Below are 23163 nucleotides of genomic sequence, written 5' to 3' on the forward strand. Positions count from 1 at the left end.
CGCCGATTGAACACGTGTTTAGTCTGTTGAACATGCGTTCAGTCGATGCCGCGCCCGAGGAGCCGACGACGGACCCGACGGCGGGCCGCGGGCCGCTCGTGCCGGCGCCCGACGGCAGCACGCGCGGCCGGATCCTCGACGTCGCGATGCGCCGCTTCGCCCGGTCCGGGTTCGGCGCGTCCGTGCGAGCCATCGCCGCGGACGCCGGGGTGAGCCCGGCGCTCGTCATCCACCACTTCGGGTCCAAGGACAAGCTGCACGCCGCGTGCGACGAGTACGTGCTCGCGTGGATCCGCGACGTCAAGCGAGACTCCATCGGGCGCGCCGCCGGCGGCAACCTGCTGCAGGTGCTCTCGGCGGCGGACCAGTACGCCCCGCTCGTGGGCTACGTGCTGCGCTCGCTGCAGGCGGGCGGCGCGGTCGGCCGAGAGTTCACCGAGCACATGATCGCCGACGCCGAGATGTACACGTCCGAGGCGGTGCGCGACGGGGTCGTGCGGCCCAGCCGCGACGAGGCGGCGCGGGTGCGCTACCTCGTCTACTCCGCGCTCGGCGCGATGCTGCTCTCCGTCACGCTCGACCCGCCGCAGGACGCCGAGGACGTCACGGCGGCGATGCGCCGCTTCATGGACGAGCTGTACCTGCCGATGCTCGAGCTCTTCACCGAGGGCTTCCTCACCACCCGTCGCATGCTCGACGACTACCTCCTGTACGTGCCGGACCCGCCGGGCGGGGCGCAGGCCCCCACCGACGGAACCCCCCACGACCACGAAGAGGAACCATGACCACCACGGCTTCAGCCACCTCGGCTGCCGGGACCGCGGCCACGCCCGCGGTCGAGATCCACGACCTGCGCAAGGCCTTCGGCTCCGTCCTGGCCCTCGACGGGCTCGACCTGACCGTCGAGGCCGGGCAGGTGGCCGGCTTCCTCGGCCCCAACGGCGCCGGGAAGTCCACCACCATCCGCGTGCTGCTCGGCCTGCTGCGCTCCGACTCCGGCAGCGCCCGCCTGCTCGGGGGCGACCCCTGGCGCGACGCCGTCGCGCTGCACCGCCGTCTGGCCTACGTGCCGGGCGACGTGTCCCTGTGGCCGAACCTCACCGGCGGCGAGGCCATCGACTATCTCGCCCGCCTGCGCGGCAAGCCCGACAAGAGGCGCAAGGCCGAGCTGCTCGAGCGGTTCGAGCTCGACCCCACGAAGAAGGCCCGCACGTACTCCAAGGGCAACCGGCAGAAGGTCGCGCTCGTCGCGGCGTTCGTGTCCCAGGTCGACCTGCTCGTGCTCGACGAGCCCACCTCCGGTCTCGACCCCCTGATGGAGGCCGTGTTCACCGAGCAGGTCCGGCAGGCCAAGGCCGCGGGCACGTCGGTGCTGCTCAGCAGCCACATCCTGTCCGAGGTCGAGAAGGTCTGCGACACCGTGACGATCATCCGGAACGGCCGGGCGGTGGAGTCCGGCACCCTCGACGACCTGCGCCACCTCACGCGCTCGGCCGTCACCGCCGTCGTCGACGGCGACCCCTCGTCGATCGCCGCGATGGCCGGCGTGCACGACCTCGCCACGACGACGGACGGCGAGGGCACCCGCGTGACGTTCGACGTCGACAACTCCGAGATGGGGCGCGTCCTGCCCGCCGTCTCCGCCCTCGGCGTGCACTCGTTCACCGCGCAGCCGCCGTCCCTGGAGGAGCTGTTCATGCGGCACTACGGCGACGAGCTCGCCGCCGACGGCGTCCAGGTCGAGGGCTCCCGCAGCAAGGCGGGCGCGCGATGAGCGCCGTCACCGCCGCCCCTCCGCTGCACCGGGCCGAACCCGTGCGCGGCGGCACCACGCTCACCGGCACGTGGAGCCTGGTGCGCTTCATCCTGCGCCGCGACCGCGTGCGGCTGCTGGTCTGGAGCCTCGGGATCCCGCTGCTGTACCTCGGGTCGCTGCCGGAGTACACCACCATGCTGGACGACTCCGAGGGGCAGGCCGTCCGGGCCGCGCTGGTGTCGTCGCCGGCGATGGTCGCGATGACCGGACCCGGGTACGGCACGGACGACTACACGGTCGGCCCGGCGCTCGCGAACGAGCTCACCCTGTGGGTGGTGATCGCGCTCGCCGTCATGAGCATCCTGCAGGTGGTGCGGCACACCCGCGCCGAGGAGGAGTCCAGCAGGTCCGAGCTGGTGCGCGCCGCCGCGGTGGGGAGGCACGCCGCGGTGGTCGCGGCGCTAATCGTCGTGCTGGTCGTCAACGCCCTCATCGCGGTGCTGTCCGCCGCCGTGCTCGCCGCCGCCGACCTCGACCTCACCGACGCGCTCGGCATGACGGGCGGCATCGCCGTCGCCGCGCTGACCTACGGCGCCGTCGCGCTCGTGGCGGCCCAGGTCACCGAGCACTCGCGGGGGGCCACCGGCCTGTCCATGGCCGTCCTCGGCGCGACCTTCACCGTGGGCACCGTCGGCAACATGCAGGAGCCGGGCGGCACCTGGCTGTCCTGGCTGTCGCCCATCGGATGGGCGCAGCAGATGCGCGCCTTCGTCGACCTGCGGTGGTGGCCGGCGGCGATCGGCGTGGTCGTGATCGTCCTCCTCCTGCTCGCGGCGTCGTCCCTCGCGTCGCGGCGCGACTTCGGGGCGGGGCTCGTGCCCGACCGCCCCGGGCGTGCGGACGCCCTGGACAGCCTGCGCTCGCCCGGCGCGCTCGCCTGGGTACAGCAGCGCATGGCGCTGCTGTGGACAGGGCTCGGTCTGGGGATCATGTGGCTCGCGATGGGGACCGTCGCGTCCGACGTGCCCGAGCTGACCAAGACCCTCCAGGACAACCCCGTCTACGCGTCCGTCCTCGGCGCCGGCGACCCCGTCGCCGGGTTCCTGCGCATCATCGTGCTCTACGCCGCCCTCGGCGCGGCCGTGTACGGCATCGTCGCGATGCTGCGCGCCAAGGCGGAGGAGGACGCCGGTCGTGCCGAGTACGTGCTCGCGACGCCGGTCGCGCGGGGCCGGTGGTTCGGCGCCACGCTCGGCATCAGCTCGGCCGCCACCGTGGTCGTCCTCGTCGTGGGCGTCGCCGCGGGCGCGGCCGGCGCGGTGTTCACCGGGCTGTCGGACCCGTCCTTCGGCGCCATCCTCGGGGCGGGCCTGCTGTACCTGCCGGCGCTCGCCGTGTTCGTCGGCTTCACCGCGGCGGTGTACGCGTGGGCTCCGCGGGCGGCCTCGGTCTCGTGGGTGCTGCTCGAGTGGGCGATCGTCGTCGCGCTGTTCGCGGGCCTGTTCCACATCCCCGAGTGGGCGCAGAAGATCTCGCCGTTCTGGTGGGTGCCGGACTCGCTCTCCGGCGACGTCGACCGGGGCCACGTCGGCGGGCTGTGCGCCGTCGCGCTGGTGCTGGTCGTGCTGGCGTTCGTCGGCTTCCGCCGGCGGGACGTCGCGACGAGGTAGCGCTCCCCGCGAGCTGTCAGGGCCACGCCCGGGTTTCATGGTCCTGGTCCTGACAACTCGGCGGGGCGGGTTAGCGTGGTCGGCCGTGAGCACCCCCACGGAACCCGGCACGACGGCGCACGAGGCCCGGCTCGCGCACGGCCTGCGCACCCGCCACCTGACGATGATGGGCCTCGGCTCCGCGATCGGGGCAGGCCTGTTCCTCGGTGCCGGCGTCGGCGTCGCGACCGCGGGCCCCGCCGTCCTGGTCAGCTACGCCATCGCGGGCGCGCTCGTCGTCCTCGTGATGCGGATGCTCGCCGAGATGGCGTCGGCGCTGCCCGCGTCCGGCTCGTTCTCGGTCTACGCGGAGGCGGCGCTGGGCCGCTGGGCCGGGTTCCTGCTGGGCTGGCTGTACTGGTTCACGCTGATCATGGTGCTGGGCGTCGAGGTGACGGGCGTCGCGGGCATCGTCAGCGGCTGGTGGCCGGACGTGCCGCAGTGGGTCGTGGCGGCCGTCGTCGTGGTGGTGCTCGGCGGCATCAACCTCGTGGGCGTGCGGCAGTTCGGCGAGTCGGAGTTCTGGTTCGCGGCGATCAAGGTGGCCGCCATCCTCGCGTTCCTCGTGGTGGGCGTCCTCATCGTCGTCGGCGTGATCCCGGTGACGGGCAGCGTGCTCGGCGACTGGGCCGCGCACGGCGGCTTCGCCCCGGCGGGCTGGGCGGGCATCGCGGCAGGCCTGCTCACCGTCGTCTTCGCGTTCGGCGGCATCGAGATCGTCGCGATCGCCGCCGCCGAGGCCCGCGACCCGCGCACCGCCGTCGCCCGCGCCACCCGCACCATCGTGTGGCGGATCCTGCTCTTCTACGTGGGCTCGGTCGCGATCATCGTCGCGCTGATCCCCTGGGACGACGCCGCGGCGCTGGAGTCGCCGTTCGTCTCCGTGCTGCAGCTCGCCGGGTTCGACGGCGCCGCACGGCTCATGGAGGTCGTCGTGGTGCTGGCGCTGCTCAGCGCGTTCAACGCGAACGTCTACGGCACGTCGCGGATGCTCTTCTCCCTCGGCCAGCGCGACGACGCGCCGCCCGCCACCACCCGGGTCTCGCGCCGCGAGGTGCCGTGGGTGGCGGTGCTCGTGTCCGTGTTCTTCGGCGTCGTCGCGGTGGGGCTCAACTGGCTGCTGCCCGCCCAGATCCTCACGATCCTGCTCAACGCGGTCGGCTCCGCGCTGTTCGTCGTGTGGCTGCTCATCACGATCTCCCAGCTGCGCCTGCGGCCGCGCCTCGAGGCCGACGCCGCGCGCGCCGGGGAGCCGCTGCGCCTGCGCATGTGGGGCTACCCGTACCTCACGTGGGTCACGCTGGCGGGTCTCGTCGCGCTGGCCGGGCTCATGCTCTCCGACCCGGCGGCGCGCGCCCAGCTCGCCGCCACCGGCGGGCTGGTCGTGGTGATCCTCGCGGTCTACGCCGTCACTCGCCGGGTGCGCGCCGCTCGCTAGCGAGGCCGTCGGCGCCGTCCGGGCCGGCGTCCGGCTTCGACGGCCGGATCGTGGGCACGTCGCCGACGATCGGGATGGGCCGGCGGTGGAACGGGAAGCCGTACCGGGTGACCAGGCCGGCGAGCGTCGTGACGCGGTTGCGGGGGCCGACCAGCGACATGATGTGCACGAACAGCCACACCAGCCACGCGAGCCCGCCGGTGAGCCGCAGCATCTTCGACGTCACGGGCAGGGTGATCTCGGCGATCGCGGCGCGGCGGCCGATGACCGCCATCGTGCCCTTGTCGTGGTAGCTCAGCGGCTCGGTGGCGCGGCCCTCGAGCAGCGCGAGGATGTTGCGCGCCACCTGCTGGCCGCCCTGGATGGCGGGCTGGGCGAGCTGCGGCAGCCAGTCGGGCGTCTCGGCGATGTCGCCGATCGCGAAGACGCCGGGCCGCCCCTCGACCTGCAGGTCGGGGCCGACGGCGATGCGGCCGCCCCTCCGGCGCGGCAGGTCCCAGTCGTCCACCTCGGGGTGCGGGCCGACGCCCGCGGACCACACCGTGAGGTCGGCGCGGATGCGGGTGCCGTCGGTGAGCACGACGGCGTCGGGCAGAACCTCCGCGACCCCGGCACCCAGGTGCAGCTTCACGCCGCGGTGTCCGAGCTCCTGCGCGGCGTACTCGCGCAGGCTCGGGTGGAACGCCTTGAGCAGCTCGGCGCCGCGCTGCACGACCGTGATCTCGAACGCGTCGCCGTGGATCTCGGGGTAGGCGGGCGCGAGCCCGGCGGTGCGCAGCTCCGCGAGTGCGCCCGCGACCTCGACCCCGGTGGCGCCGCCGCCCACCACGACGACGCGCAGGCCGTCGTCGGTCTCGGGCGTGAACGCGGAGTTCTCCAGCCGGATGAAGAGCTGGTCGCGGATCCGCAGCGCCTGCGACCGCGAGTACATGCCGAACGCGTTCTCCTTGGCGCCCGGGGTGTCGAAGAAGTTCACGGTGACGCCGTTGGCGAGCACGAGGTGGTCGAAGGAGACCGTCTCGTCGTTGGCCAGGCGGATGGTGCGCGCGTCGTGGTCGATGCCGACCAGGTGCTCGTGCAGCACCCGGAGGTTCTTCTGCTTCAGCCGCAGCCCGCGCAGCCAGTAGGTGACGTCGCCCGGGTTCAGCCCGCCGGTGGCGACCTGGTAGAGCAGCGGCTGGAACGTGTTGTACACGCGCCGCTCGACGAGCGTGACCCGCACCGGCGCCTTCGCGAGCGCCTTCACGACGGCGAGGCCGCCGAACCCTCCGCCGACGACCACGACATGGGGGAGGTTCTCGGTGCGTTCGCTCACGGTGACCACGGTAGGTGACCAGCGGCGCCACGGCCCGCCACCGGCGGTGTGAGGTGGGTCGTCCGGCCTGAGACGATAGGTCCGTGCCCGAGCTCCTCGCCGTCTGCCGCGTGTTCGCCCTCCTGCCCGACGCCGGGACGGTGGGCATCACCGCCATCGACAAGCGCCCCGTGGACGGGCGGGTCAAGGCCCGCCCGTACGGGCTATTCGCGGACGTGCAGGCGGACCGCGCCAACCACGGCGGCCTGGACCAGGCGGTGTACGCGTACTCCCAGGAGGACGCCGAGTGGTGGGGCGAGGAGCTGGGCCACGAGGTCACGCCGGGGCTGTTCGGGGAGAACCTGCGCACCCGCGGGCTCGAGGTGAGCCGCGCCGTCGTCGGCGAGCAGTGGCGCGTGGGCTCCGCCCTCCTCGAGGTGACGCAGCCCCGGGTGCCGTGCCAGACGTTCGCCCGCCGCCTCGACTCGCCGCCGCGCTGGGTGCGCCGGTTCACGCAGGCGAACCGGACGGGCGCGTACCTGCGCGTCGTCGAGAACGGCGACCTGGGCGCGGGGGACGAGGTCGAGGTGGTGCGCCGGCCGGCGCACGGCGTGACGCTGGCGGACTGGTTCGGGGCGTACAACCGGCTCGACGGAGCGCCCGACCTCGCCGACGTCGCGAAGGGCCTGCTGGTGGCCCACGACGGCGGCGAGGTGCGGCTCAGCGACGAGCTGCGGGAGCGGGCCGAGAAGTCCCTGGGTCGCTGACCCCGCGGGCGTCCTCGGCCCCGTCCTCGAACCTGTCCTCGACCCCGTACCGGTGACCCGCGTACCCCCAGACGGCGAGGGCGAGCGCGGGCCCCCAGAACCAGGCGGGGAAGTAGAGGGCCCCGGCCCAGCCCATCATGACGATCATGGGGACGGCGGCGCCGCAGAGCATGACGGCGACGATCGCGCCGGGCACGATGGCGGCCGCAGGCGGCACCGGGCGTCCGGCGCGGCGGCCGAACCAGCGCGGCAGGCGCTCGCCCCACGGCAGGATCAGGCCGAGCGTGAGGACGATGCCGAGCCAGGCGCCGCTCGAGAGGGACAGGCCCTGGATGCGGACCGGGAGGGTCAGCTCCTCCGCGGGTCCGGCGAAGGCCGGCCACGGGGTGAGCCAGGTGGCGCGGGCGAGCGCGTAGGGCAGCGGGCCGAGCGCGGCGACGATCGTGAACGGCCGCCGGTGCCGGGTGACCCAGGCGGTGGCGGTGCGCAGCGACCCGCGCCGCCAGGCGCGGACGGCGACGAGCCCGGCCCAGGCCGCCGCGGTCGCGAGGGGCAGCAGCACGGACGGCAGCGCCCACGGCTCGCGCGCGAGCCCCGACGTGACGGCGACCCACCAGTCGACGAACGCGCCGCGGCCGACGACGACGCCGACGACGGCGAGCACCGCGACGGCGGCGAGCGGCAGCCGCCACGCGGGGCGGGTGCGGAACACCTGCGCGCCCGCCCACACGGCGAGCCCGGGGACCGCGAACGACACGAGGTAGCCCGCGGCGGGGAGTGTGCCCGACCCCTGGGCGAGCAGGCCGAACGCGACGACCTCGAGGACGCCGACGGGCGCGACGAGCCGCCCCGCGGCGCGGGCGGTGGGGCGGGCGAGCGCGGCGGCCGCGGTCACGACGCCGAGCAGGGCGGCTGCGAGAAGGAGCAGCTCGAGCGACGCCGCGGGCACGAGCTCCGCGCCCAGCATGCGCCCGTCGGGCAGGAGGGGGTCGAGCTCCGGCCGGGCGAGGAACCAGCCGAGCACGGCCGCGGTGGCGGCCGACGCCGCGAGCGCGGCGCCCGCGAGGCGGCGGTCCGGCGGCGCGTCGACGGGGGGTGGGACGGCGCCGGTCCCGGCGTCGCGCCGGGGGACGTCTCGGGGGACGGACGTGCTGGTCATCGTGCTGCCTCCGGTCGGTGGGTGCGTGTGCTCCCACGCTCGCGCTGCCGGGACGCGGGGGCTTCCCCCGTGCGGGGGAACGGCGTCCCCCGCGCGCGGGAACCTGACACGACGGCCCCGAGCCGGGCGTGCGCTCGCTCCCCGACGCGAGACTGACCCATGCAGGCTGAGCCCATGGAGAGCACGGACGGTTCCCGGGCGGAGGGCACGAACGGCGCGGAGGGCACGAACGGCGCGGAGGGCGTGACCGACGAGGTGGGGGACGCCGCCCGCACGCACGTCACCGAGGACCAGGTCGGCGCGCTCGGCCTGGAACTCACGCCGACCCACGTCGCCGACCGGGTCATCCGCACGATCAAGGACCGTGCGGTCCGGTCCTCGAGCTGATCCGCGTCTGCCCTTGTGAGAGTGGTGCCGGGCCGCTACTCTCGAACACATGTTCGAAGACGACGGAGCGACAGCCGCGCCGCCCGCGGCCGTGCACCGTCGTTCTCGGGCGCTCGGTTCCGGCGCGGCCAGTGCCCCGGTCGCGCCGGAACCGCCCTCGTCGCGCGCACCGCACGTCACGGCGGTGCGCGCGACGGTCCTCGAACGTGCACTCGCCGGGCTGCTCCCGAACGGCGTCGCCGACCGTGTACCCGGCGAGACCCTCGACGTCGCGGGAGGCCGGGTCGCCTCCTTGCGCTGGTCGCCCGCTGGTGCGGTACTCGACGGCAGGGCGGTCGGCGGTGGCGCGCCGGGCGAGCTGCACGACCGGGCGGCGCACCCAGCGCCCGCGATCGACGGCGCGGGCAGGCAAGGGGCCAGCGGAGCGCTCGAGCCCAGCGATGGTCGCCCGCTGCTCGCCGTGCTGGACGACGCGGCCGCCGGACCGGACCTCGCCGGCACGCTGGCGTCGCTGGACGAGGCGGAGCTCGACGACTTCACGATCCTCGAGGCGCTCGCGGCGTGGGAGCGGGTCGCCGCGTGGGCCCAGGCGGGGTCGGCGCGGGTGCTGGCGGAGATGCTGGAGCGCACGCGCGGGTCGTCGCGGCACGAGTTCGTGGCGGACGCCGTCGCGGCGCGGCTCGGACTGACCCGGCACGCGGCGGCGCAGCTCGTCACGGTGGCGCACGGGACCGCCCGGCTGCCCGAGGTGGCGGACGCGCTCGCGGCGGGCGTCGTCGACCGGCGCAAGGCGGAAGCCCTGATCGACGCGGGCCGGCTTCCCGACGACCTCCGCCGTGAGGTCGTCGCCGAGATCCTGCCCGAGGCTGAGCACCTCACTGCGCCGCAGATCCGCGCGCGCATGCGCCGTGCGCAGATCGAGGCGGACCCCGACGGCACCGAGGAGCGGCACCGCGCCGCGCGCGCCGAGCGCTTCGTCCGGCTCGAGCCGGTCGACGACGCGATGGCCTCCCTCACCGCCTACCTGCCCGCCGACGACGCCGTGCGTGCGTTCGCCGCGATCGACGGCGTCGGGCTCGCCCTGCGCCGCGCGCCGGGCGAGACCCGGCGGCTCGACGAGTGCCGTGCCGATGCCCTCACCGCCCTCGTGACCGGCCGGCTCGCGACCGGAGAGACCGTGCCCGGCCCTGCCTCGCCCGGACAAGGTGCGCTCGGAGAAGCCGCGACCGGGCGGCCCACCGTCGGCGGCACGACTCCGGGTGGCGACGGGGGTGGGCTCGCGTCCCGGCGACGCCCGGGGCCGGGCATCCGGGTGATGGTGGCGGCGTCGACCCTGCTCGGCTCGGACGACCTGCCCGCGATCCTCGCCGGGCACGGGCCGATCCCGGCGGACATGGCGCGAGCGCTCGCGTCCGACCCGGACGCCGTCTGGCAGCGCCTGTTCACCGACCCCGGGAGCGGCGTGCTGACCGACCTGTCGTCCCGCTCCTACCGTCCGAGCGTCGCGCTGCGTGCCGCGGTCGTCGCTCGGGACGTCACGTGCACGTTCCCTGGCTGCCGGGTGTCCGCCGCGTCGTCCGACCTCGACCATGTCGACCCCTACGACCCCGCGTCGGACGCCGCGCAGACCCACGGCGACAACCTGCACGTACTGTGCCGTACCCACCACCGGGCCAAGACGGTCGGCGGGTGGCAGGTCGTGCGGCACCCGGACGGCGGGCGCACCACCTGGGTCGCGCCCACGGGACACCGGTTCGCCCGCGATCCCGTGTCGCAGGACCCGCGGGTCGTGGCCCGGCCGCGCCCCGAACGTCCACCCCGCGACCGGGGCGGTCCGCCGCCCTTCTGACCGACGCGCTGCGAGCCCACCGTGAGCGCGCCGCCCGTCGCCAACGGTCGTTCCCCGTGCGGGTCCCTACCCCGGCTGGTCGTCGCCCGTGCTGTTCGGCACGTGTGCACGGGAGGTTCATCGTCCGGTGGATCCGGCGCCTCCTGGGCCTCCTACGTTCCAGGGCATGACCGAGAACCGGAACGAGCACGTCGACGTGCCCCGCCTCGCTGACCAGCCCGCTGCTGACCGGCTCGCCCCCGATCGGCCCGATGCCGAGCGGGACGGGCTCGGCCGCCGCACGTTCATGACCCTGACCGGGCTGGGCGCGGCAGGCACGGCCGTGGCGGGGGCGGCCGTCGCTGCGGCGCCGTCGGCCGCCGCGTCCCCGGGGGCTGGACGTGGCCCGCGGCTGCGCTTCCGCAAGGACGGCACGTACACGATCGTGCAGTTCAACGACACGCAGGACGACGAGAAGATCGACCGCCGCACGCTGGAGCTCATGCGCGCGGTGCTGGACGACGAGGAGCCGGACCTGGTGATCCTCAACGGCGACAACATCACGGGCGGCTTCGACACCCCGCTCGAGATGCGGCAGGCGATGAACAACGTCGCCCAGCCGATGGAGGAGCGGCAGATCCCCTGGGCGATCACGTTCGGCAACCACGACGAGGACTCGACGCCCAGCAGCGGGGTGGACGAGGCGCAGATGCTCGCGTTCTACCGGTCGTACCGCCACAACGTGAACGGCCCGACGGCGAAGGGCGTGACCGGCCAGGGCAACTCGCACCTGCTGATCGACGGCACGAACGGGAAGCCGGCGTTCAACGTGTGGCTGCTCGACTCGGGTCGGTACGCGCCGGGCACGATCGACGGGCAGGACTTCACGGGCTACCCGACGTGGGACTGGGTGCGGATGGACCAGGTGGACTGGTACTACCGCACGTCCGTCGAGCTGGAGAAGCGGTACCGCCGCGCGATCCCGTCGCTGATGTTCATCCACATCCCGCTGTGGGAGTACCGCTTCATGTGGTTCGGCTCCGTCGACGGCCGCACCGCCGCGGACCACGAGCGCGGCGCCGCACGCCACGGGATCGTGGGGGAGCGCAACGAGGAGGAGTGCCCCGGGCCCTTCAACTCCGGGCTCTTCTCCGCGGTGCAGCACCGCGGCGACGTCAAGGGCATCTTCTGCGGTCACGACCATGTCAACACGTACTCGGGCAGCTACTACGGCGTGCTGCTGGGTTACGCCGGCAACACCGGGTTCGGCACGTACGGCCTGAGCGGCGCGGAGCGCAACCGCCTGCGGGGCGCCCGCGTCTACCGGCTCGACGAGGCGGTCGACGGCGTCCTCGTGGACACGACGATGCGGTTCGCGTCCGAGTTCGGCATCGACCTCACGGCGGACGACCAGTGGATGGAGCCGCTGCCACTGCCGAAGGGCCGGGCCTGACGGAGCAGGGGCGGCTCAGCGACGACGCCCGCGCGGCGGCTCGGTCGGCGGCCACTCGCCGTCGTCCGAGCCGTCGTCGGCGCCGTGCAGCAGCTCCTGCAGCTGCACCTGCACGCGCTCGACGCGCGGAACGTCGCGCAGCACCATGCCCGCCTTCTCGGTGGCGTCGGAGACCTGCAGGGTGCCGCAGCCGAGCAGCCGGTCCAGGAGGTCCTTCTCGAGCGCGACGTCGTTGATGCGGTAGAGCGGGATGTCGCGGCCGACGCGGGTGACGATGCCGGAGCGCATGGCGATGCGCCTGGTGGTGACGGTCCACGAGGTGGTGCGCCACTTGAGCCACGGCACGAGCACCCACACGACGGCGACGACGAGGAGCAGGCCGAGCGCGATCCAGCGGACGACGTCGTCCATCGGGACGACGAACGAGAACGCGGCGGCGACGAGCAGCACGAGCAGCAGCAGGAAGGGCCACACCACGGCCTTCGCGTGCTCGTGCAGGTCCATGACCACGCGCTCGCCGTCGATGAGGTCGTCGTCGTTCAGCGCCATGGCGCACATCGTGCCAGACGGCGGACGCGGCACGACGGCGCGGCCCGCGGGCTGCTCACACGTGCGGCGGCAGGTTCCAGCCCTCGATGGTGCGCAGGTCGTGGCCGTACCCGAGCTGGCAGATCGCGGCGGTGCCGAGCTCGAGCCGCGACCCCAACCGCGGGTCGATGCCGAGCCAGGCGGTGGCGAGCACGCGCAGCAGGTGGCCGTGCGCCACGGCGAGCACGTTCCCGCCGTCCTGCAGGGTCGCGTCGGCGCGCTCCACGAAGCGCCGGGCGCGAGCGGCGACGTCCTCCAGCAGCTCGCCGGGGCGCCCGTCGCCGTGCTCCGGGTCGGGCGGCAGCACGCGCACGCCGTCGTCGAAGATCTGGAACGGGTGGCCGAGGAGGTCGCCGACGTCGGCGCTGGTGCGGCCGTCCACGGGCCCGTAGTCCCACTCGGCGAGGTCGGGGTCGACGACGGCGTCCGGGTGGCCGGCGAGCGCGGACGTGCGGCGGGCGCGCTCGAGCGGCGACGTGTAGACGGCGGAGAACTCGATCCCCGCGACGGCTCGCCCCGCGGTGCGGGCCTGCTCCTCACCGGCGGGGGTGAGCGCGACGTCGGTGCGGCCGGTGTGCTGGCCGCTCACGCTCCACTCCGTCTCGCCGTGGCGCAGGAGCACGAGCTGGGGGTCCTTGCTCGGCACGAGAGGCATGCTCCGAGCATCACGCAGACCTGCGACGACGGCACCCGGACGGCCTGGGGATGGCGCTGTGGACGGGCTGTCCAGGAACCGTCCAGAGTTCGCTAGGGTGTCGTCGCCGTCACAGGACCGTCACATCTTCATCACTCGCCACTCGGGGAGGCCGCCCGTGCTCGTCTTCGTTCTCATCGGCGCCGCAGGGATGGTCCTGCTGCTCGCGTCGCTCCTCGTCGGCGACCTGGTCGACCTCGGCGACGGGGCGCTGTCGGGCACGTCGCTCGGGGTCGGCGCGGTCGTCTTCGGTGCGGTGGGCACGATCGTCGTCGCCAACGATCTCGCGACGTGGATCGCGTACGTGGCCTCCGCGGTCGTCGGCCTCCTGGCCGTCGTCCTGGCGCAGGCGCTGGTGCGGCGGCTCGCGGCGAGCGACGACGGCGTCACCGTCTCGCTCGTGGGCGCGCACGGCACGGCGACGACGGACGTGACGGCGACCTCGGGCGAGGTCTCCCTCGACGTCCCGAGTGAGCTCGAGCGTCGCCTGGCCCGGTCCGACGAGCCCATCGCGGCCGGGTCCCGCGTCGTGGTGCTCGAGCACTCCGGCTCCACCGTGCGTGTCGGGGTCCCCGGCCCGCAGGCCCGCTGAACCCTCCCCACGACCGGAAGGAGACGCGCTCCGGCGCGCACCATGTTCGACTCGACCGACAGCAGCTTCATCACCACGATCGCGGTGCTCGCGCTCGTCGTGGCGTTCCTCGCGGTGGGCATCTTCGTCGCCCAGCGCATCCGCCGGGTCCCGCCGAACCAGGCCCTCGTCATCGTCGGCCGTGGTGCCGGCAAGAAGGAGACGGCCGGCCAGAGCCAGCGCGTCGTCATCGGCGGCCGCACGTTCGTCTGGCCGATCCTGCAGCAGGGCTTCGCGATCTCGCTCGAGCAGCGGCAGATCGGCATCACCGTCGAGGGCGTCGACAAGAACCGCATCAAGATCGCTATCAAGGCGTCGATCAACTTCAAGGTGCGGGGCGACGACGAGGGCGTGCGCCGCGCGGCGCAGCGCTTCCTGTCCCAGCAGGAGATGCTCACCGAGATCATCAAGGAGTCCCTCGAGGGCTCGCTGCGCTCCATCGTCGGCGACATGACGATCGAGCAGATCATCTCCGACCGCAAGGGGCTGTCGGACCGCGTCGTCGAGTCGACCAAGACCGACCTGGCGGAGCAGGGCCTGCAGGTCGACCTGCTCAACATCTCCGACATCTCGACGCCGGGGTCGGACTACCTCTCCAACCTCGGACGTGCGGAGGGCGCCCGCGCCCTGCAGGTCGCGGAGGTCTCCGAGGCGGAGGCCCGCCGGGTCTCCGAGTTCGCCGTCATCGAGGCGGCCGAGCAGATCGCCGAGCGGCAGAAGGCGCTCGACCTCAAGAAGGCGGTCATCAAGGCCGACACGGACCGCGCGAACGCCGAGGCCGAGGCCGCCGGGCAGCTCGCCCGGGCGGAGCAGGACCGGCTCGTGGCGCAGCAGGAGCGCGAGGCGCTGGCCGAGCAGGCCCGCGTCACGCAGGAGCGTCTCGACATCGAGATCCGCAAGCCTGCCGAGGCGAAGGCGTACGCCGAGGTCCAGGAGGCCACCGCCCGCCGTGACGCGGCGAACGCCGCCACCGAGGCGGACGCCTTCAAGCGCACCACGATCGCCGAGGCGAACAAGACGGCGGCGATCCAGGACGCCGAGGCCTCGGCGACGGCGGTCCGCCGCGCCGGCGAGGCGGAGCGCGACCGGCAGATCGCCCTGGCCGCCGGTATCAAGGCGGAGGGCGAGGCGAAGGCCTTCGCCGTCGAGGCCGAGGGTCGGGCCGAGGCCGTCGCCACGGACGCCAAGGCCGAGGCGCTGAAGAAGTACGGCGAGGCCGCCCTCGTGCAGGAGCTCATCGAGCGCCTGCCCGAGATCGTCCGTGCCGCGGCCGAGCCGATCGGCTCGATCCAGGGCATGACCGTCGTCTCCACCGACGGCGCGTCGGCGGTGACCAAGACGGTGGCGTCCGTGCTCGGCGAGGGCCAGGGCGTCGTCAAGCAGCTCACCGGGGTGGACATCCACCAGCTCATCGCGGGCATCGCGGGCGGGCAGCTGCCGACGAAGTCGGAGGAGACCGCGCCGCTCAACTGACGCCCCGTCGTTCAGAGGCGTCTGCGACGCACGACACGCCCCGCCTTGGGAATCGCCTCCCGCGGCGGGGCGTTCGTGCGTACGTGACCACCATCGAGAACGCCCCCCTCAAGGTCGACGTCTGGTCGGACGTCGCGTGCCCCTGGTGCTACATCGGCAAGCGCCGCTTCGAGTCCGCGCTGCAGCGGATGGCGGAGCGGGACGGCGCCGCCCCCGAGGTGGAGGTCGAGTACCACTCGTTCGAGCTCTCGCCCGACACCCCCGTCGACTTCGAGGGCACGGCCACGGAGTTCCTCGCCGACCACAAGGGCATCCCTCTGGAGACCGCCCAGCAGATGCAGGACCAGGTGACGGCGCTCGCCGCCGCCGAGGGCCTCACCTACCGGATGGACCAGGTCCGGCACACCAAGACGCTCAAGGCGCACGAGCTGCTGCACCTGGCCAAGGCGTTCGGGAAGCAGGACGAGATGAAGGAGCGCCTGCTGCGCGCGTACTTCACCGAGGGCGAGCACGTGGGCCACGTCGAGGACCTCGCGGACCTCGCCGCCGAGGTCGGCCTGGAGCGCGAGGCCGTCGTCGTCGCGCTGAACGCCGGCACCTACGCCGAGGCGGTCGCGGACGACATCGCCCGCGCCCGCGCGTACGGCATCAACGGCGTCCCGTTCTTCGTGCTCGGCGGCCGGTACGGCGTGTCCGGCGCGCAGGACCCCGGCGTCTTCGTCCAGGTGCTCGACCAGGTGCTCGCCGAGGCCTGAGCCGGGCGAGCGAGGCGCATCTCACACCGCCAGCCCTGGCTGTGAGACGCAGTATCACCGAGAATCGAGGCCAGCCCGCACCGTCGCGGGGCGTCGCGGTCTCGGGCCCACCACGCCCGGTCGTACCGCGGCAGTGGTTCCGTTGGAGGAGAAACATGAACGACGCCACCGAGAGCTCGTACCGCTCGATCGCCAACCCGCGCCGCACCACGCTGATGACCGTCAGCGCGGCCGAGGCGGCGGCGCCCCACCACGGCGCGGACGAACGTCCGCTGCAGCTGCTGGGCGACGACGGCGCGGTCTGCGTGGACGGCGTGTGCAGCCTGCCGGACTGACCGGCTACATCGCGCGGTAGTCCGCGATCGACAGCCGCGGGCCCCGGCGCGGGGCCTGCGGCCTGCGGTCGAGGAACAGCAGCCGCACGACGCGGTGCCGGTGGGGCGCGTACGGCGCGAGGAGCCGCAGCATCCCCTCGTCGTCGGTGCGCTCGCCGGTGAGAGCCCAACCGACCGCCGCGGCGAGATGGAAGTCGCCCACCGACACGGCGTCCGCGTCGCCGAGAGCGCGCTGCGCCACCTCGGCCGACGTCCACACCCCGACGCCCGGCACCTTCTCGAGCCGGGCACGCGCCTCGTCGGCCGGCATCCCGACGGCGTCCTCGAGCCGCGCCGCGACCTGCGCGCACCGCACCGCCGTCGCCGCGCGTCGCGGGTCGACCCCCGCGCGGTGCCAGTCCCACGTCGGGACGGCGGCCCAGCCGCGCGCGGACGGCACCACCGTCAGGCCGTGAGGGGCGGGCCCCGGGGCGGGCGAGCCGTGCCGGGCGACGAGCCAGCGCCACGCCCGGTGCGCGGTCACGACCTGCACCTTCTGCTCGAGGACGGCCGGCACCAGCGCCTCCAGCACCCGCCCGCTGCGGCACATCCGCAGCCCCGGCGTGCGCCGCGCGACGTCGTGCGCCTGCGGCGGCGGGACGAAGTCGGAGGCGTCGTCCCCCTCGCCCAGCAGCTCGGGCACGGCGTCGGCCGCCTCCCGTGAGCCCGGGCCCCAGTGCTGCACCACGGCGGAGCGCGGTCCCGTCGCGACGAACCGCTGCGTCACCGGTCCGGTGCGCACCAGCGTGGTGCGCCACACGGCGCCGTCGGGGGTGCGCCGGAACGTGGGGTCGTACGCGCCGTGCCGCAACGGGCCCAGCGTCAGCGCGAGGTCGAGCGGCCTGTCCGAGGCGTGCTCGACCGTGACGTCGGCAGCGGCCGGGCGGGCCGTCACGTCCGTGCCGGTCGAGGCCGCGCTGGTCAGGGGGGTCGTGCTAGTCAAAGAGGGTTCCGAGCTCCCAGCCGGTGTCGCCGCGCGCGCCGACGGTCGTGGCCTCGGCGAACCCTGCGTCCCGCGCAGGACGTCCCGCCGAGCGGTCCGCGCCGTCCTCGCGCGGTGAGGTGCTCGTGCCGGCGTCCTCCGAGAGCAGCAGCTCGTCGACGCCGCCGCGGCCGGCCGCCCAGTCCTGCGCGGCGAGGCCGGCGAGCTGGTCGGCCCGCTCGTTGAACGGGTTGCCCACGTGGCCGCGCACCCATCGGAACCGGACCGGGCCCCTGCGGCCGGTGATGGCGGCGTCGATGGAGCGGATCAGCTCGAGATTCTTCACGGTGTCGCCGGACGCGGTGCGCCAGCCCTTCCGCTTCCACCCGTGGATCCACTCGGACGCGCACCGGATCGCGTACTGCGAGTCCGACTCGATGAGGAGCGGCTCTGCCCCGGGATGCGCCTCGATCGCGCGGAGGAGCGCGGTGAGCTCCGCGACCTGGTTGGTGCCGGACGCAGCGCCGCCCGAGTCGAAGCGGCCGCCCTCGTGGGCGATCCACGCCCAGCCGATCGCGCCCCCGGGATTACGGAGGCACGAGCCGTCAGTGCTGACAATGATCACGCCGGAGTCTCCCAGTGTCCGAGCCCCTGGTTGCCGCCCCCATTGTGCCCCGAGCCGGTGACACTCGGGGCCGCGTCCACGCCGTCGCCCGCCGAACGAGGAACCCGCAGGCTGCGGACGCCCGAAAACTCGGGCGCGCGGCCCCGGAAGAGGGCGCGGCTCCGCCCGGAACCCACGAGCGGTCCGCGGCGGTGATCATGGCGGCATGACCGACGGCACCGCTATGCCTGGAAGTGGCATGCCCGGAGACCGCATGCCCGAGAACGATCGGCCCTCGCGCGACCAGCCCGCCCGGCGCCCGGCCGACATCCGCAAGTGGCGGCGCTACCTGGCCGACGAGCGCGCCGAGGCCGCCACCTACCGGGACCTGGCCCGGCGACGCACGGGCGAGGAGCGCGCGATCCTCCTCGCGCTCGCGGACGCCGAGAGGCGGCACGAGCAGCACTGGCTCGACCTCCTGGGCGACGACGTCGGCCGGCCGCTGCGCGGTGACCTGCGCACCCGCATGCTCGGCCTGCTCGCCCGACGCTTCGGCGGCGTCTTCGTGCTCGCGCTCGCGCAGCGGGCCGAGGCGCGGTCGTCGTACGACGCCGACGAGCACGCGACCGCCACGATGGCGGCGGACGAGCAGATCCACGAGGAGGTCGTGCGCGCGCTCGCGTCCCGCGGCCGCAACCGGATGTCCGGCACGTTCCGCGCCGCCGTCTTCGGCGCCAACGACGGCCTGGTCTCGAACCTCGCGCTCGTGCTCGGCATCGGCGCCTCCGGCGTCTCGTCGCAGACCGTGCTCCTCACCGGCATCGCGGGGCTGCTCGCCGGTGCGCTGTCCATGGGCGCCGGCGAGTTCGTGTCCGTGCGCTCGCAGCGCGAGCTGCTCGAGGCGTCCACGCCCGACCCGAAGAGCGCCACCGTGCTGCCGCACCTCGACGTCGACGCCAACGAGCTGGCGCTCGTCTACCGCGCCCGTGGCATGTCGTCCGACGAGGCGCAGGGCCGGGCCGACCGCGTGCTGGCCGGCCTCGCCGCGACCGGGACGCTCGCCCCGGAGGTGCTCGACGACGAGCGGGACGGCGAGCCCGCGCCGGCCCCGGTCGTCGAGCAGGACGACGACCTGGAGACGCACGGCACCGCCTGGGGCGCCGCGATCTCGAGCTTCTGCTTCTTCGCGTCCGGCGCGATCATCCCCGTGCTGCCCTACCTGCTGGGGCTCACCGGCTTCCCGGCGATCGCCGTCGCAGCCGCGCTCGTGGGCGTGTCGTTGCTGATCACGGGCGCGATCACCGGGCTCCTGTCGGGGACGTCGCCGTGGACGCGCGCGCTGCGCCAGCTCGCCATCGGGTTCGGTGCCGCTGCCGTCACGTACGCGCTCGGCCTGCTGTTCGGGACGTCGGTGGCCTGACCCGCGGGTGAAATCTCGCCCGCTGCTGTTGCGGGACTGTTGCTCGGGCGTCACAGTGTGATCTGGGTCATGACCGAGCAACCCGTGACCCCGCGTGGCATCGAAGGGGGCCGAGTGACACGCAGCGTGGACCGTGCTCCGGCGGCAGGACGCCGCCGGCGCTGGCTCGCGCGCGTGGCCGGGACGGCCGTCGGGCTCGCCGGGGCGGCCGCGCTGAGCGTCACCCTCGCCGGGGCAGCGTCCGCCGACGACGGCGGGGACGAGGGCCCGTTGGCGTCCGTCGTCCGGTCGCTCATCGACCACGACGACGACCGCGCGCGCGGCGACGGCGAGCCTCGCCAGGAGGAGCCGGCGCAGGCACCGGCCGAGGAGCGGGTCGGCCAGGAGAAGGCGGCGCCCGAGCCGCCTCGGAGCGAGCCCGCCGAGAGCGAGCCCGCCGAGAGCGAGCCCGCCGAGAGCGAGCCCGCCGAGAGCGAGCCCGCGGCGCAGGCACCGGTCCAGGACGCCGCTCGCGCGAAGCCCGCTCCCGCGAAGCTCGCGGTCGAGAAGGGCGCGGTCGAGAAGGGCGCGGTCGAGAAGGGCGCGGAAGAAACGCCGGACGCCGAGACCCCCGACGGTGCAGAGGTGGACGCCGAGCGGGACGTGGCAGAGCCGGACGTCGTCGAGCCTGACGCGGACGAGGCCAAGGCTGTCGACGGCGAGCGGTCCGCCGAGCCTCGTCCCGACGTCGTGCGCGACGCGGTCGACGAGGCCGTCGCCCCCGTCCGTGAGAAGGTCGAGCGGCTGCACAAGGCCGTGCACGACGAGGTCGTCGCGCCCGCCGAGGAGGCGGCCGAGCGGGTGGCCCGCGAGCTGACCGGCGAGGCGGAGCAGGCGGCCGGGGAGATGACCGAGGCGCCGGCCGAGGAGCCGGCCGCGGAACCGGAGGGGCAGCCCGAGCGACCCGCCCGCGGCGAGGACGCCCCGTCCGAGCTGCCGGGCACCTCGCCCGCACCTGTGGACGTGGCGCCGGAGGCGGCCGATGCTCCTGCCGACGAGCCCGCGGAGCGGGAGACGATGCTCGAGCCGGTGGCTCGCACCGTCGAGGCGGTGACGACCCCGGTCCGTGCGGTGACCGATCCGGTCGGCGCGCTGATCGAGGGGATCGTCACCCCGCTGTCGCCGGTGGTCGACCTGGTTGCCGGTGTGGTCGAGGAGGTCACGACGCCGGTCGGCGCGGCGCTCGAGCCCGTGACGGGTGCGGCCGCGGAGACGCTGGCCCCCGTGACGGACGCGCTGTCGCCCGTGCTGGTGCCGGTGGGCCGGGTGGTCCACGAGGTGACGCGCCCGCTCGCCCCGGTCACGGACGGCGTGGGCGCCGTCGTGGCGCCGGTCCTGACGACCCTGGACCCGGTGCTCGACCCGGTGGTCGGGCTGGTGACGCCGGTGACGGACTCCCTCGAGCCCGTCGTCAGGCCGGTCCTCGGCGCCGCGGCGCCGGTGGTCGACGCCCTCGCGCCCGTGGTCGAGCCGGTCGGCGGTGCGCTGCAGCCCGTCGTCGAGCCGGTCGTGGACGCGGTGGCCCCGGCCGTCGGTCCCGTGCTGGAGCCGGTGCTGGAGCCCGTGCTCGACCTGCCCGCCCCGGTCGACGGGGACGCGGTCACGGCCACGGTGCCCGAGCCGTCGGTGACCGGTGCGTCGACGTCCGACGTCGTCCCGGCCACCGACCCGGCCGCTGCGCCCGAGCCGGTCGTCCCCGCGGCGCCCGCCCTCGCCCCGCCGGCGCCGGCCGCCCCCGTGCTCGACGCGGCCGCGGCTGCCGAGGAGCTGCGGAGCGCGCCGTCCGAGCGGGAGAGCGTGCCCGGCACGCCCTCGGCACCCGCCGCGAGCCCGGCGTCGTCGGGCTCTTCCTCGACCACCCGCGTGCCGTCGGGCGGCGACGCCGCCGCCGACCTCGCGGGCCGCAAGAACCTGACCGCGCGGGCGTGGATCGTCCCCGCGGGCGACCAGCTCGACCGCCTTCCCGCGGTCGCCTTCGACATCCCCGTCTCTCCTGCCTGACGTGGTCGCGTCGCGCCCTCACGCGCGACAGCGACCGCGGGCGGCGTCCGCCACCCGCGTACCACGTCAGTCAGGAGCGGATCATGCATACCCATGTCCGACGAGCGCTGAAAGTAGCGCTCGTCGCGGGCGGCCTCGTGGTCGCCGGGGCCGTGACGGCCCAAGCTGCGGACGATGACGTCGTCGACGCCACCGTCGGAACGGACACCTCGGTCGACCTCCGCCTGAGCGAGGTCTCCGAGGAGACGAACGATGCCGAGCTCGACACGCCCGTGGACCTCCCCGAGGTCGACACGGAGGGCGTCGAGGCCGTGGTCGACGCCGTCGCCGGCGACGACGGCGCGGCCGACGACGTCGCCGGGCCGGACGAGGAGTCCGACACGACGACCGACGACCTCGTGGACGCCGTCGCCGAGGACGTGCACCGGACGGCGGACGACGTCCAGTCCGGTGACGTCCAGGGCGTCGTCGAGGACGTCGCCGGGGACGACGGCGTCGTCGACGACGCGATCGAGGACCAGCCCGCCGAACCGGCGGGCGGCGACTCCGGGAACGACGGCGCTGCGAACGACGGCGCTGCGAACGATGGCGCCGGGGCGGACACCGGGTCGGACGACGCGACAGCCGGGGACGGCGCCGGCGACGGTCCGGACGGGTCCGCCCCCGAGGACGCGACGTCCGGCGGGGGCGACGACCGCGGGAGCGGCGACGTGCCGCAACCCGCGGAGCGTGGCGCCGGGGGCGCGGTCGACGAGACCGTGGACCGTGCGTCGGACGCAGTGTCGGACGTGGCGGGAGCCGCCGACGAGGCGCTCGGCACCGGTGCGGACGTCCGGGACACCGTCGACGGGGTCACCGGTGACGGAGGTGTCGTGGACGACGTCCTCGGCGCCGACGCTCCGGAGTCCGGCGTGACCGACCAGGTCACCGAGCACGTGGTCGACGACGTAGAGCAGGCGACGGGACGTCTCGCCGCCGGTGACGTCGAGGGTGTCGTGGACGACGTCACCGCCGACGGGGGTGTCGTGGACGACGCGCTCGACGACCAGGGCGTCGATGCGGCGCTCGAGCAGGTCGGCGAGACCGCCGATTCGGCGACCGAGGCGGTGGACGAGGTCCTCGGTACCGGCACGGCGGTGCGGGACACCGTGGGCGGGGTCGCCGACGGCGCCGTCGACGCGGTGGCCGGTGAGGACGGCGTCGCCGACGACGTCCTCGGTGACGACGAGGCCGAGGCCGGAGTCACCGACAAGGTCGTGGAGCACGCGGTCGACGACGTCGACGGCACGCTCGACGGCGTCACCGCCGGTGACCTGGAGGGCGTCGTGGACTCCGTCGTCGCCGACGACGGCCTCGTCGACGATGCGCTCGAGGGTGACGCGACCGCCGGTCTTCCCGGTATCGGTGACCTGGGGTCGGTCGACGGCCTGGGTGACCTCGACGGCCTGGGTGATGTCGGTGATCTGACCGGTGTCGTGGATGGTCTGCCTGGTCTTGGCGGCGGTGAGCTGCCGGGCGCTGGGCTGGGTGACCTCGGTGCGCTGACGGATGTCGACGCCACGGTCGAGGACGCGCTGGCCGGGGTCTCGGACGCGGCCGGTGCGCTGGACTCTGCGCTGGGTACCGAGCCTGTGGTGCAGGGCACGGTCGACGGGCTGCTCGGTGACGACGGCGTCGCAGACGACGTCCTGGGTGCCGATGAGCCCGAGGCCGGTGTGACGGACGAGGTCGTGGGGCACGCGCTCGACGACGTCGACGTGACGCTGGGTGCACTGACCGCCGGTGACCTGGACGGCGTCGTGGACTCCGTCGTCGCCGACGACGGGCTCGTCGACGACGCGCTGGAGGACGGTGCGACCGACGCGATCGTC

At 74.5% G+C, this 23163-nt stretch carries 21 protein-coding genes; 15 read left to right on the forward strand and 6 right to left on the reverse strand.

Annotation, left to right across the window (positions count from 1 at the left end; all coding sequences use genetic code 11):
- The first annotated feature begins 32 nt into the window (after positions 1-32).
- The 4 genes from ACQP6G_RS15310 (at position 33) to ACQP6G_RS15325 (ending at position 4903) form a co-directional block, all read left to right on the forward strand.
- On the forward strand, positions 33-785 hold the full coding sequence (locus ACQP6G_RS15310) for a TetR/AcrR family transcriptional regulator (RefSeq protein ID WP_429765475.1): 753 nt from the start codon (positions 33-35) through the stop codon (positions 783-785).
- Complete coding sequence (locus tag ACQP6G_RS15315; protein WP_429765476.1) at positions 782-1774, forward strand: ABC transporter ATP-binding protein; 993 nt, start codon at positions 782-784, stop codon at positions 1772-1774. Before ACQP6G_RS15310 ends, ACQP6G_RS15315 begins: the two co-directional genes overlap by 4 nt.
- The gene (locus tag ACQP6G_RS15320) at positions 1771-3426 is read left to right on the forward strand and encodes an ABC transporter permease (RefSeq protein WP_429765477.1); all 1656 of its coding nucleotides are present in this window, start codon (positions 1771-1773) and stop codon (positions 3424-3426) included. The genes ACQP6G_RS15315 and ACQP6G_RS15320 overlap by 4 nt, the downstream gene beginning before the upstream one ends.
- 85 nt (positions 3427-3511) lie before the next feature.
- Complete coding sequence (locus ACQP6G_RS15325; RefSeq protein ID WP_429765478.1) at positions 3512-4903, forward strand: amino acid permease; 1392 nt, start codon at positions 3512-3514, stop codon at positions 4901-4903.
- On the opposite strand, the gene ACQP6G_RS15330 is transcribed toward ACQP6G_RS15325, so the two are convergent.
- Complete coding sequence (locus tag ACQP6G_RS15330) at positions 4875-6218, reverse strand: NAD(P)/FAD-dependent oxidoreductase (RefSeq protein ID WP_429765480.1); 1344 nt, start codon at positions 6216-6218, stop codon at positions 4875-4877. The two genes, ACQP6G_RS15325 and ACQP6G_RS15330, sit on opposite strands and share 29 nt — an antisense overlap.
- 83 nt (positions 6219-6301) lie before the next feature.
- On the opposite strand from ACQP6G_RS15330, the gene ACQP6G_RS15335 reads away from it, so the two are divergent.
- On the forward strand, positions 6302-6964 hold the full coding sequence (locus ACQP6G_RS15335) for an MOSC domain-containing protein (protein WP_429765481.1): 663 nt from the start codon (positions 6302-6304) through the stop codon (positions 6962-6964).
- Here ACQP6G_RS15335 and ACQP6G_RS15340 read toward each other — a convergent pair.
- On the reverse strand, positions 6918-8123 hold the full coding sequence (locus ACQP6G_RS15340; protein ID WP_429765482.1) for a hypothetical protein: 1206 nt from the start codon (positions 8121-8123) through the stop codon (positions 6918-6920). The two genes, ACQP6G_RS15335 and ACQP6G_RS15340, sit on opposite strands and share 47 nt — an antisense overlap.
- 174 nt (positions 8124-8297) lie before the next feature.
- Between ACQP6G_RS15340 and ACQP6G_RS15345 the strand changes: the two genes are divergently transcribed.
- The 3 genes from ACQP6G_RS15345 (at position 8298) to ACQP6G_RS15355 (ending at position 11791) form a co-directional block, all read left to right on the forward strand.
- Positions 8298-8510, forward strand: a complete 213-nt coding sequence (locus ACQP6G_RS15345) for a hypothetical protein (RefSeq protein WP_429765484.1) — start codon at positions 8298-8300, stop codon at positions 8508-8510.
- Between the two features lie 49 nt (positions 8511-8559).
- Positions 8560-10359, forward strand: coding sequence for an HNH endonuclease signature motif containing protein (locus tag ACQP6G_RS15350; RefSeq protein WP_429765485.1), 1800 nt, complete (start codon positions 8560-8562; stop codon positions 10357-10359).
- A 166-nt stretch (positions 10360-10525) separates the two neighbouring features.
- Positions 10526-11791 carry a metallophosphoesterase family protein gene (locus tag ACQP6G_RS15355; protein ID WP_429765486.1) on the forward strand — a complete coding sequence of 422 codons (1266 nt, stop codon included), beginning with the start codon at positions 10526-10528 and terminating at the stop codon, positions 11789-11791.
- A gap of 15 nt (positions 11792-11806) precedes the next feature.
- Here the strand turns inward: ACQP6G_RS15355 and ACQP6G_RS15360 are convergent, their stop codons facing one another.
- Together ACQP6G_RS15360 and ACQP6G_RS15365 are read right to left on the reverse strand one after the other, a co-directional pair.
- A complete protein-coding gene (locus ACQP6G_RS15360) occupies positions 11807-12340 on the reverse strand; it encodes a PH domain-containing protein (protein ID WP_429765488.1) in 534 nt (177 codons plus the stop codon).
- A gap of 55 nt (positions 12341-12395) precedes the next feature.
- Entirely contained in the window at positions 12396-13034 is a 639-nt protein-coding gene (locus ACQP6G_RS15365) for a histidine phosphatase family protein (RefSeq protein WP_429765490.1), read from the reverse strand.
- Between the two features lie 157 nt (positions 13035-13191).
- Here ACQP6G_RS15365 and ACQP6G_RS15370 point away from each other — a divergent pair, with 157 nt between their 5' ends.
- The 4 genes from ACQP6G_RS15370 (at position 13192) to ACQP6G_RS15385 (ending at position 16267) form a co-directional block, all read left to right on the forward strand.
- On the forward strand, positions 13192-13665 hold the full coding sequence (locus ACQP6G_RS15370; protein ID WP_429765492.1) for an NfeD family protein: 474 nt from the start codon (positions 13192-13194) through the stop codon (positions 13663-13665).
- Between the two features lie 42 nt (positions 13666-13707).
- The gene (locus ACQP6G_RS15375) at positions 13708-15177 is read left to right on the forward strand and encodes a flotillin family protein (protein ID WP_429765493.1); all 1470 of its coding nucleotides are present in this window, start codon (positions 13708-13710) and stop codon (positions 15175-15177) included.
- 83 nt (positions 15178-15260) lie between these two features.
- The gene (locus ACQP6G_RS15380) at positions 15261-15932 is read left to right on the forward strand and encodes a DsbA family oxidoreductase (protein WP_429765495.1); all 672 of its coding nucleotides are present in this window, start codon (positions 15261-15263) and stop codon (positions 15930-15932) included.
- Positions 15933-16087: 155 nt separating this feature from the next.
- The gene (locus ACQP6G_RS15385) at positions 16088-16267 is read left to right on the forward strand and encodes a hypothetical protein (RefSeq protein ID WP_380244887.1); all 180 of its coding nucleotides are present in this window, start codon (positions 16088-16090) and stop codon (positions 16265-16267) included.
- 4 nt (positions 16268-16271) lie between these two features.
- Here ACQP6G_RS15385 and ACQP6G_RS15390 read toward each other — a convergent pair whose 3' ends face one another.
- Both ACQP6G_RS15390 and ACQP6G_RS15395 read right to left on the reverse strand, forming a co-directional pair.
- Positions 16272-17249 (reverse strand): DNA-3-methyladenine glycosylase family protein, encoded by a 978-nt coding sequence (locus ACQP6G_RS15390; protein ID WP_429765497.1) that lies wholly within the window; start codon positions 17247-17249, stop codon positions 16272-16274.
- On the reverse strand, positions 17242-17853 hold the full coding sequence (locus ACQP6G_RS15395; protein ID WP_429765499.1) for a ribonuclease H family protein: 612 nt from the start codon (positions 17851-17853) through the stop codon (positions 17242-17244). The genes ACQP6G_RS15390 and ACQP6G_RS15395 overlap by 8 nt, the downstream gene beginning before the upstream one ends.
- 253 nt (positions 17854-18106) lie before the next feature.
- Between ACQP6G_RS15395 and ACQP6G_RS15400 the strand changes: the two genes are divergently transcribed.
- The 3 genes from ACQP6G_RS15400 to ACQP6G_RS15410 all read left to right on the forward strand — a co-directional run.
- Positions 18107-19252 (forward strand): VIT1/CCC1 transporter family protein, encoded by a 1146-nt coding sequence (locus ACQP6G_RS15400; protein WP_429765500.1) that lies wholly within the window; start codon positions 18107-18109, stop codon positions 19250-19252.
- Between the two features lie 114 nt (positions 19253-19366).
- On the forward strand, positions 19367-21292 hold the full coding sequence (locus tag ACQP6G_RS15405) for a collagen-like triple helix repeat-containing protein (protein WP_429765502.1): 1926 nt from the start codon (positions 19367-19369) through the stop codon (positions 21290-21292).
- Positions 21293-21375: 83 nt separating this feature from the next.
- Positions 21376-23163: midas domain-containing protein (locus ACQP6G_RS15410; RefSeq protein ID WP_429765504.1), on the forward strand; the 1788-nt coding region annotated here is incomplete at its 3' end.

This window comes from Isoptericola nanjingensis, assembly GCF_050311635.1.
Taxonomy (GTDB): domain Bacteria; phylum Actinomycetota; class Actinomycetes; order Actinomycetales; family Cellulomonadaceae; genus Isoptericola; species Isoptericola nanjingensis.